The organism is Microcoleus sp. D3_18a_C4 (assembly GCF_036702415.1).
Classification (GTDB): domain Bacteria; phylum Cyanobacteriota; class Cyanobacteriia; order Cyanobacteriales; family Microcoleaceae; genus Microcoleus.
Map to the genome: position 1 here is coordinate 1 of NZ_JAUBTI010000159.1, position 10,727 is coordinate 10,727.

Sequence of the window (10,727 nt, forward strand, 5' to 3'; positions counted from 1 at the left end):
AGCTTGCAAATAGGTTCTATAAACCCGCCCGACCCCACGAAAAGTCCTCTTATTGATATTGCTGCAAGATGTCTGTTTTAACCCAATGCGCTTGGGTTAAGCCCGATCCCCCCTAACCCCCCTTAATAAGGGGGGGACAAGAAATTACTCAAAGTCAACCCCTACTCCCCTTCTTAAGGGGGATTTAGGGGGATCGAGATATGTGCAACTTCACATTAAATTGGTATGAGGGATAATTTGGTGAAAAAACGGTTGCTAATTTTGGGGGGGACGGGGGATGCTGCGGAACTGGCGGTGAAAGCGTCTCAAATTGCTGAAATAGAGGTGGTATCTTCGCTAGCAGGACGCACTCAACAGCCTTTTACCCCAAAAACGGGTACGGTGCGAATTGGGGGGTTTGGTGGGGCGGCTGGGCTGGCGGCGTTTTTGCTCGATCGCGCAGCCCTAGGAGACGATCGCCCGATCGACTTTTTGATTGATGCTACTCATCCGTTTGCCGCTCAGATTTCTGCTAATGCTGCTGTTGCTGCTGCTGAATGTAATGTACCCTATTTGATGCTGGTGCGTCCAGCTTGGGAGAGGGTGGAGGGCGATCGCTGGATTGATGTTGCGGGCCACTCGGAGGCTGCAAGGGCTTTATTAGGGCTGTCTCAGCGGGTGTTTCTGACGATTGGTAGGCAGGAATTGGCTGCTTTTGCTGGTTTGGATGCTATTTGGTTTTTGATGCGGGCGATCGATCCTCCGGCACTCAATACTCCTATTCCTAATGGTAAATTGTTGTTAGCAAGGGGGCCTTTTTCTTTGGAAGATGAGCGCCAATTACTATTAGAATATCAGATTGATACTATTGTTAGTAAAAACAGCGGGGGCGGTGCTACTTATGCAAAAATTGTGGCGGCTAGGGAACTGGGAATTCCGGTGGTGATGGTGCAGCGGCCGCCGATTGCGGATGTTGAGCAGGTTGCTGATGTTGAAGGGGCGATCGCGTGGTTAGTTAAGCAGTTATAATATCAAATTCGTTAGCATCGGAATAGTAAATTCGAGTTGACTGTTGACGGTTGACGGTTCACTGTTTACTGTCAACAGTCAACGGTCAACATCCTTCCGGTGTTACCGGAAATGATATTAGTAGGGTTTCAAACCTCGGCCAGGTTATGTCTTTGAGTAATAGTTGATTTCCTGGCTGGATGATTATTTGTTTTAGTTCTAGCTGCATATTTTGACTGTTTTAATATGATTTGAAATATAAAATAATTTAAGTTAAGAGATTTTAGCAATTCTGCATTTATGCGGAATTGCTGTTAGAGATTAAGATTAAATTTATTGAAAGCTATCATGGACACCCACCATTTGCGAGATCATTTCCTTCAGCAGTTCTCATTCCTCCTAGGAGAGTTTCCACAATTACGCACTGCTTTGTACCGCCACCAGCAGGAGCAACTGTTACCACAAAAGGTAATTCTGGATTATTTGAATTGCTGCGATCGACTACACCGTTATAATTAAAAGTAAGTTGTGTAGCATCCGTGCAGTTGTTATTAGGACAGCTAGCAACAGAAAGTTTAACCTGTCCAGGTTTAATTTCGCCTCCCGCGTCGAAAGTCACTGTTTGTAGGGGAGGATTTTGGGCTGGATCTGTCTTAATTGTAGCTGTTGGTGGGTCAACCAATGGATTTAATGTAACTACTCTATCGCTCTTAGTTCGTTTTGCTTCGCTTTGTGCAGTTCGTAATGATTGCAAAACTCGATCGTTCACAGTGCGAACTCTTTGTCTGTTGATGAAGACCTCCCAGCTTGGAGCGGCGATCGAGCTTAATATACCTACGATTAACGCTATCACCAGCACTTCTAGAAGCGTGAATCCTCCCTCATCTTTTCTAGATGCAGTTTTGTTGAAATTAGGGCTGGGCTTGGCAGCCGAGTTATGCAAAAGTTTTAATAATATAGGTGGGGTTTTCATGGTATTCTCCTATTGTTTATCGGCGGGCGGCGATTCGGAAATGTGTTTCAGGCATAAGTTAATTTCCTCGCGCACCTAGACCTTGTACTTGCACGGTTGCTGTTGGGAAATATGCCGAATTATTGGCGCTGGAAAGAACATTAGTAGGTTCACTGCGACGCAGGCTATTTCCTCTGAGGGTAACTCTGGCTATGTTTCTCACTGTATCTACACAAGCGTAGAAGCTATTTCTACCTTCTGTATCAGTTACTTTTAGAGTGGCTTCTCCGATTGGTGTTGAAGTTTTTGGATCGGTAGGATTACCAAGAGCAGTCGTGCATGGAGTCAATATCGACCCTGAACCGTGGTCTATGTAGTTAACCAGTACCTCAGATGTAGCATTTTTCAGCTCCGCCGGAAGTGTCACATTTTGGGTAGGTTTAGTAAAATCAAAACTTGTATTAAAAGCTCGATGTCGTCGTTGAGTGTCTTTTGTGTCAGTATCACTGTAGTAAATGTCTGCAATACTTGTCGCGTCAGGGTTTTTGATTCCATCCGTAATTTCATAGCGAGCAATGCGGGTAGGACAAGTGCCTCCTGAAGGCTGACACCAAATAGAAGCAGAATCAGTTTCTTTAATCTGGTAGTAGGCAACTAATGATAGTACATAGGTGTCGTTGCATTTACCAGGGTTAGTATCGCAATCTTTTGGTTTTACCGTCTTAGCAACTTCTGGGTTAAAAGGAACAGAATTTTTCCTCGGTTGCTGCTTCCAAAATACGAGGATCGGAGTTCCATTATCAGGTTTAGGAAGTTGGTCTTTGATAGCAGGGATGCCTGTAGGATTCGTGGTGGGAGTGCTGGTAGTAGCGGGATTATTATCGTAAATATAAATAGCTTGACTCAAATCTTGGGAGATGAAATCAGCGGCGGCCTGAAGGTCTTGCTCGGTATTTGATTTGACTTGTTCTCTCCTGTCGGTATTCAACATATCGACTACAAAACCGAGCATCGGCGTAATGATTAAAAACGCCATAATTGCTCCGACTAATAGCTCGACCAGAGTCATCCCATTTTCTGTTTGAGTTGGCCCGGAGCGGTTTCGCTGGTGCTGACTTTTGAGAAGCAACCTGAGTAAAGTTTTCATTTTGACTTTTCCTTTGTCAAAGGGGGGAGCGGTTTTAATCTAATAACAAGGAATTTAATTGGTACACTTTTGAGAATCACCTTGGAGGCGAGTGCACAACGATCCATAGGAGGATGTCTCTCCTGTAGTAGGGGGAATTTGTGATTGCATTACCACCAAAGGCGCTTGAGGATTGCCCAGACCGGAATTAGCGACTGATTGCTGTGTAGTTGTCATCGGCTTTCCGGTAAACCCGTCGGCCCGGTAAACCCGCACAATCAGGTTGTAGCCTGTGTCTGTGGGAATAGTGGTTCCTGTATTTGGGGGACGAACACCCTGAATATAAAAGTCTTTGCTGCTAGCACAACCTCCCCCATCCGTGTCAACGCAGTACAAACCACTGGAGCTTGCAGGAGCAGCAGGAATAGGATTAGCATCTGCTGCAGGAAAACCTACTGGGCTTTTTGCATCATTAGGTCTGATCGCCCCCACTCTCAGAGCGTCAATGTAAGCTCTCCCCGCCATCGCAGCCAGTTCGATCCGCCGCGCTTGGACGCGAGTTGCTACTGAGTAGGCCATCACCGGGGCGATCGCAATCATCAGTACCGAAACCACAATCATCGCTACCAATGACTCGATAATCGTGTAGCCAGAATCTTGTGGCTTCAGTTTTTGGGCGCAACTGCCAGATTTACTCTCAGTCGGCTGGCTGCTGAATCCTGTTTCTGTCTTTGCTCCCTTGAATAACAAGGGTTGCGAGTAGCTGTTGTCTTTTAGTAGTTTATTCATGGTTAGGCACCTGCTTTAGATTTGCAGAAGGAATCTGTTGGGCGCAAATTGCCAGTGACAGCTTTCGTTGTCCCGTCCTTATCAAGGAAAGCACACAACAATGTTTGTACCCACTCATCATCGCGAGGTACTTCCTGGAAATACTCATCCGGGGTGCGTTTTGTGGGAGGAGTCGTGAACTTTCGGGTAAACAAGTCGGGTGGCTGAGATAGTAAGCCCAAGTCATAACCCCAATTCCGAGCAGGAGGGGTGAAGAAGGGAAGGGCACCGCCGCCGGCATCAGTTCTGTATAAAGCTCTTGGAACACCGCCAGTGTAAGTGACTGCGGGTGGGGCTGGGCTCGGTGAGATTGGCGATGAATCGAAAAGACTCCGCAACTTAGTACCTGAAGCTATCTGCTGGGAAGCCAGCGGATCTAGAATCGGGATATAGGGCGCGGTGTTGTAAGCACTCCGACCGAACTGAATAAAGGAACCCTGGATGTTTGTGGAAACTGCCCCGGAATTCCAGCTTTCCAAGAAGCGGGGCAAGTTTTGCAGGCCTCCGTTAAAGTCACCGACATTACCGAGCGATCGCGAAGGAGTGTCGTTCGAGCCTACGACCATATTAAATGTTGTGTTTACAGCCCTCGTTATCCACCCGGTTGCGTTCACAATACCTGCACCTTCTGGCAAACTGGTCGATGAAGCAGCCGCTGGCGCCGCCGTCACAGTTTGGATCTGCAAAACCGGCATTAGTAGCGGCTGCCATTTGTCATTTGTGGCTAATTGTGGCAAATCTGCACCGCTCCCGTCCTTCCTAGCCTGGTTAAACACAAAGGGATAATTCTGTGAACCGTAAGTCACTGTAGTACGGTTGGCCGCCGCAGTCGTCCCAAACCACAGAGAATTTGCTGTGTTTTGATATGTTGTGTCAGACACCGTAGCCGATGTTCCTGTGCCATTAATCCCTAATGGTACAGGACCAGATGTCGAAGTCAGCTTCTGGGTAGAATCTCTCTTAAAAGCAACACGGCGGGGGAAGCGTTGCAATGCTGCTGCTGGCGGGGTAGCTGTGGTTCCGGCTCCGGCTATAAAGTCTGCACCGGTAGTGGTAGTATCGGCCCTCTTAGGAGTCCCCAGCAGCGGATTTACATACCAGTCGCTATCCGTACAGGCAGAAACGGGGATTTTGTTACAAACTTCCATTAAATACTCTGGGAAAGTCCCCCGCCGCTGCACTGGAGTAACAAAGTTGTTGAAGTAAGAACTTGTAATCGGGGGAGTGGTGGTGACATAGGTAGCGTCTGTCACAGTTATCGCGTCTGCTTGTGCCTTTAAATTGCCGTCAGCCTTGAATGCCCCGCTGGAAAGTCCGTTAGTAACAAAGTTGTTGCTGTAAAATCCTTGCTGTTTGCGAGGCATTACAGCAGCAGCACCGGCATTATTTCTCAGGTCAAAATCTCCCTCGTTGCGGAAGCCAAAACGGTAATTTTTTGAAAGCAGGGTGACAGCATCTGCCAGTATGTTTGCGGGACGCCAGGTGTCGCCGGTTGTACATTTACCACCTAATCTGGGGTCGTTTGGGCGACAGGCAAAGTTCTTATTGAGGTTTGCGGCTGCGCGATCGTAAAAGGCACTCCAATCACCCACGGCCTGAGTAAACTCTTCGCCGGAGTGAAGGTTAAATTCGTTTTTGATGTAAACAGGTAAATTAGATGCCAAAGTCAGCCCCTTTTGCATGACTACATCCGCCACAGTAGCGGAGGAACCAGGAAGTCTGCCTAGCTCCTTACCATTGACAAGTAGAATTCCGTTGGGCTTGCGAGTAGGGTCTAGCCGGGAATCTGTGGGGCTGACTGTTGCGCTACTACTTTGATCTATGCCACCTGCGGCAAGACCAGGGCGAGCACTGCGATCGGGCAGGGCATCGTCGCGAGTGGCATAAATAATCCCGCTGTTTGGCAGTAAATACTCGTCCGCTCCAAATTTAGTCCTTCGCAGTACATCGAGGTCTATCTGAGTGGCACGAATTTCTAAAGGTTGCCTTTCTTCTAAGGGCTGGTTGTAATTACCTGTTAGTTTTGCTGCTTGGGCACCTGTGGTCGGGCTGCTTAGCGTAAAGGCTTCGTTAACGTTGGTAGTTGGATCATCACGATCGATCGCCTTGATTTCTCTGGCATTCAAAAATGCTACTTCTTGGATAGCCCCGTGAGGAATCAGTGCCGGATTGGCAGCTATCTCGCCCTTAAGTATCTGTAGCGCGCAATTCGTTGAGTCAATCGCAGCTTTTTCTGCCAAATTGCGATCGGCGTCTGCTTTCACAAGAGCATCTCTCAACGGCTTATTAGCAAACCGACCGTCGGGGAAGACTAAATTAGCTTGCATATCTAAAGCGGCTTGTCCGCCACTAAGCAAGCCTGTTGTAGCAGAAAGCGTTGAAGCGCCACCCGGTCGCGCTTTCGGGGGGGCGTAGGTGATGCCGTTGTTGGAGCCGATAAAGGTCTGCCGTGTTCCTAGCCCAGGTGCGCGTGTTGCGCTATCTGGTGCGAGCGCTCCCTGGCCGCTGACATCGAGTAGGCTTCCCGTCGAAATGTTTCTCGCTGTGGAAGCGTTGCTAGGGTCGTAATAGCTGCTGACGCAGGCCAGCGGTTTGTCATTCAACTCTCCCTTGGCCGGGGGATTATCTTTATAGTGATAAACTACCGTCGCCCGCATCCGCAAATCGCCTTTGGCATATTTCCTAGCGGTAGTGCCTTGCTCAACAATACCTGGAAGTAGAGTAGTAGAGGCGACTGCTGGTGGGAGAGTGGCGCTGATATCGGTAGGACTAGACCAAGCTGGGTTCCAGGTAGTCCAGTTACGGGCAACATTATCATATACTTCTGACCCCGGCCCCAGTGGTGACATCGGCATGGAGTCTGGCCAGACGACACGGTACTGCTCAGTGGCGGTCGTTGTTGGGTCGTCGTAAGTAGCAGTAGGGTCTGATTCCCCGCCTGTGAGCGCACCACTCGAAGGATTTATCCAGCTAGGCGGTGGCAGGAATGAATTAGTGCGATCGTAAACCCCTGCACCAGTAATGACGCGCAAACCGCCAATGCCATCCAAGGGATTTTTCGGGTTTCTTGCTGCTTCTTGTTCCCAAAAACCGTTGCGGTCTGTCGCTCCTACATCAGCGATCTTTGTCACCTGAGACGATCGAGTGCGCGGAAAATTAGGATCTGGGGGGTCGATCGAATTCCACTTCCCATTCGCTGCTGGTATTTCTTCCGGCTTACTGGTAAATTCGGATTTGGTGGCGTCCCATCTCTTTGCTGGTAGGTTGTTGCCTACCACAACGCGATCGCCCAGAAATTGTTCTTCTTCAGGTTCTTTTGAGGGGTCTGTTGCTTCTAGCTGAGCAAGCGTTAGGTTGACTTTGGTTTCGGCAAGGTTTGTCCATTTGTCTATTGGTCTTAGGGTCTCTTTGCTTTCTAGAATGGGTGGGGTTCCGGCTGGTGTTGACCACGGAAGACCGTAGCCCGCCGTTGCGTCTCCTCCAAGTGGCACTTCCGCATAGGGAACCTTGCGGAGCATCTGCTTAAAATATTCTGTCAGCGCTTGTTTGCGATCTAGGGTTGGCGGTCGCTGCCGCACTGACAACGGATCGTTAGCCTCCGGGTTGGGACTGGCGGGGTTTCCCAACTGCGCCTCTACTAGCAAATTTAGGCGCTTTGTATAGGCTTCGTCGTTGTAAAGAACATTCAATCTAGAATCGCTTGTTGATTCCGTACCCGCCTTAATTTCTAATTTTTTACTCAGCATGAATGCGTTTTTTCCGCTCGTAGGGAGGCTACCTTGTTTGAAAAGGTGCACGTCCACTGCATTCTTAACCGTGTTGTTACCAGACCAACCATTTACTACATTACCAGCCACAACAATTTTGCTACCTTCTTGTTCGTAGAAACAAGAATCTGGGCTGCTGACCTGATACAGTTTTACGCTGTTAGAATTATTCAACCCTGTCACTAGCAAATTACTGTTTGTGAATATCCGCCCGTTTAGATTCAACGGAGGTCCCGGCGATATGTCTAGATCGTTTTCATAAACAACCGCGTTGTTGGGGATCGGAATAAGAGCTTGGTCTTGCTGATATTCCAGGGCTGAAATGCTAGAAGTTCCTGTGAATGCTTGATACGCAGGATTGGTAGCAGCATCTGTGGCTGTCATCGGTACGTTAACTGTATAAACGAAAAAACTTTTTTTAAGTTTCCCGTCTATCCTGTACCAGCCTGAGTCCCCCGCTAAAGTAGCGACAGTACCTCCACCCTGTTCGCAACCAGCCTTAAGTTTCCTCTGCGGTGGCTTTCTTGCCTCCAACGGCTCTCTTTTTCTTTCAAAGTCCCCCAAAGTAGGGGCTTGCGTGCCCCTTGGGGGGGTGCGGAAGAATATGCCGTAGAGGGTAAAACTGTCAAATTTGCCATCTCCATTTGTATCGACGGGATATCTCCAAGCAGTATTTATAGATTCGTTGGTTTCGAGATCAAAGCCAGTATCGTTAACCTTAAAATCGGGACTTATGCCACCCCTACCGTCTAGGTCATACTTAAGTCTCAGGCGTTCTTCGTCCCCAAAGGTATAATTATCAACTGTACTTCCAGGTGTAGTGGGGTTGGCGATCGGCAAGTACAAGTCTGCATCAGAAGGAGTACCCCGATTCTGGGTTTGCTCCAGCAGGAACTGAATTTTCGCCTTTGCCCGATCGATCGCCGGACCCGCGGCCGCCAGCACCTGCTGGTTCACGCGCACGTTACGCGCCGTATTAGCCCGATCGAACGATCGCAGCGTAATCGCCACTGTCAACAAAATCACTACCAGCAACACCATCGTCACCGTTGGCAGCACAAACCCCGCCACCGGCAGTCTCGCCCTCCGGCCCATAGCCATCAGGGTTTGCAGCATTGCTCTCATCAGCCGCTTGGCCCCGGATCTGGTAACACCAGCAATCCGCCGCAGCAGGGATACGATAATTTTGGATAATTTGCTCTTAAACATTGACGCCTTCCTGAATAATTTCAGAGATGGTATTGCTGGTAGTGACTGCTCGACAGTACAATCCCATCTTTATTGTTCCCATTTTTTGCAACTTGCATATCAGCCTCTTGCACAAATTTAAATTTGTACTTTGGCTGAAAAATAAAACCCACAAACCCGCAACCAAAATCGCCGCCGATAATATATTTTTCAGCGAAAGATTGGCCCCGCACGAATTAGATATTCCTAACTCCACTCTAATCTACTTAAATTGAAATGTCAGTGGTCAGACCCAGAGTGAATTCGATCGCCCAAAAACAGCGATCGCGATCGTATCCGATGTATTTCCCAGCCCTTGTCTGGCGGCCTTTGTTGATGTGTTCGCCTTGCTAGCGCTTGCAACCACCGCAATCTACAATCACGATCGGCCCATCGAGTAATTATGCCTGTCAGCGCGATCGAATCTAAATTGGGCGATCGAATTTCCGTTGTGGGTCAAAGTGCGATCGAATTGCTGTAATGCCCCCAAGTGCGATCGAATTGCTGTAATGCCCCCAAGTGCGATCGAATTGAGATGTTGCACCATTCTCAATAAGCTTTTTATGAACAGGCTTTTCGGCCTGTTCCACAAGAAAATTTACTCTTTGTGGAACAGGCCGAAAAGCCTGTTCCTGAGAATGGTGCAAGATGTGCGATCGAATTGCTGTAATGCCCCCAAGTGCGATCGAATTGCCCTAATGCCCCCAAGTGCGATCGAATTTTCGTCTTGCGCCCCAGCCCGCCGGGGGTTAAAAACCCCCGTCTCATAGCTAAAGTCCTCTTGCATAGGACTAATCAAATATTAAGATATTAGATATATAAATACATCTTCAGTCCTTTTCAAAGGACTTGCGCTATGAGACGGGGGTTTTAACCCCCGGCGGACTATCGGTACAAATGCCAAATCCGAAACACTGTCAGTACAAGTGCCAAATCTCAACCTACCATCCCCACCCATGAAACAACCCCCCAAACCCCCCGAATTCATCATCATCGGCGCCCAAAAAGGCGGCACAACATCCCTGTACTATTACCTAATCCAACATCCCCAAATCCTCCCCGCCGCCCAAAAAGAAATCCATTACTTCGACTTGAACTTCGACAAAAGCCCAGACTGGTACTATGCCCAATTTCCCCAGCCCCAAACAGGCGAAAACCTAGTAACCGGAGAAGCCAGCCCCTACTATATCTGTCACCCCCAAGTTCCCCAGCGAATTTATGATTTATGTCCCAAAGTTAAAATAATCGCCCTGCTGAGAAACCCAGTAGAACGCGCAATCTCCCACTATTATTACTATATCAAAATAGGCTACGAATCCCTATCCTTAGAAAGTGCGATCGCCTCGGAGCCCGAAAGACTCAAAGGCGAAATAGAAAAACTCCAAACCAACCCAAACTACTACAGTTACGAACACCAACACCACAGTTATCTAACGCGCGGCATTTACGCCGATCAACTCCCAGCCTGGATAAAACTTTTTCCCAAATCACAACTTTTAATCCTCAAAAGCGAAGACTTATATACCAATCCCTTCGGCACATACAACAGCGTCTTAGAATTTCTAGAATTGCCGCCGCACCAACTACAAACCTACGAAAAATACAACGCCACCCAATATCCCCCCATCAGCGACACAGTATACGACCAATTGAGAGCATATTTTCGATCGCACAACCAAAGACTAGCCGAAATGTGCGATCGAGACTTCGGCTGGGACTAATTATTTCGGGAATTGTAGGGGCGGGTTCACAAACAATATCTAACAAATACAAACAATCTAAATAAACCCGCCCCACCCCACCAATAACCTACATGAACCTTGATTTCATCCCATCCTCC

The 10,727-nt window shown here is 48.3% G+C and carries 8 protein-coding genes; 2 read left to right on the top strand and 6 right to left on the bottom strand.

What is annotated here, in order from left to right; genetic code table 11:
- Positions 1 to 225: 225 nt before the first annotated feature.
- Positions 226 to 1,008: a cobalt-precorrin-6A reductase gene (locus QUB16_RS31795; protein ID WP_333322268.1), complete on the top strand. Its 783-nt coding sequence runs from the start codon at positions 226 to 228 to the stop codon at positions 1,006 to 1,008.
- A 325-nt stretch (positions 1,009 to 1,333) separates the two neighbouring features.
- Here the strand turns inward: QUB16_RS31795 and QUB16_RS31800 are convergent, their stop codons facing one another.
- The 6 genes from QUB16_RS31800 to QUB16_RS31825 form a co-directional block, all read right to left on the bottom strand.
- The gene (locus QUB16_RS31800; protein ID WP_333322270.1) at positions 1,334 to 1,960 is read right to left on the bottom strand and encodes a prepilin-type N-terminal cleavage/methylation domain-containing protein; all 627 of its coding nucleotides are present in this window, start codon (positions 1,958 to 1,960) and stop codon (positions 1,334 to 1,336) included.
- 58 nt (positions 1,961 to 2,018) lie between these two features.
- On the bottom strand, positions 2,019 to 3,086 hold the full coding sequence (hpsC, locus tag QUB16_RS31805; RefSeq protein ID WP_333322271.1) for a hormogonium polysaccharide secretion pseudopilin HpsC: 1,068 nt from the start codon (positions 3,084 to 3,086) through the stop codon (positions 2,019 to 2,021).
- A 54-nt stretch (positions 3,087 to 3,140) separates the two neighbouring features.
- The gene (locus QUB16_RS31810) at positions 3,141 to 3,854 is read right to left on the bottom strand and encodes a prepilin-type N-terminal cleavage/methylation domain-containing protein (RefSeq protein WP_333322273.1); all 714 of its coding nucleotides are present in this window, start codon (positions 3,852 to 3,854) and stop codon (positions 3,141 to 3,143) included.
- A gap of 2 nt (positions 3,855 to 3,856) precedes the next feature.
- Positions 3,857 to 8,869 (bottom strand): hormogonium polysaccharide biosynthesis protein HpsA, encoded by a 5,013-nt coding sequence (gene hpsA / locus QUB16_RS31815; RefSeq protein WP_333322275.1) that lies wholly within the window; start codon positions 8,867 to 8,869, stop codon positions 3,857 to 3,859.
- A 397-nt stretch (positions 8,870 to 9,266) separates the two neighbouring features.
- On the bottom strand, positions 9,267 to 9,434 hold the full coding sequence (locus QUB16_RS31820) for a hypothetical protein (protein ID WP_333322276.1): 168 nt from the start codon (positions 9,432 to 9,434) through the stop codon (positions 9,267 to 9,269).
- Positions 9,435 to 9,485: 51 nt separating this feature from the next.
- Positions 9,486 to 9,674, bottom strand: a complete 189-nt coding sequence (locus QUB16_RS31825) for a hypothetical protein (RefSeq protein ID WP_333322278.1) — start codon at positions 9,672 to 9,674, stop codon at positions 9,486 to 9,488.
- Between the two features lie 139 nt (positions 9,675 to 9,813).
- Between QUB16_RS31825 and QUB16_RS31830 the strand changes: the two genes are divergently transcribed.
- The gene (locus QUB16_RS31830) at positions 9,814 to 10,608 is read left to right on the top strand and encodes a sulfotransferase domain-containing protein (RefSeq protein WP_333322279.1); all 795 of its coding nucleotides are present in this window, start codon (positions 9,814 to 9,816) and stop codon (positions 10,606 to 10,608) included.
- Positions 10,609 to 10,727: the final 119 nt, after the last annotated feature.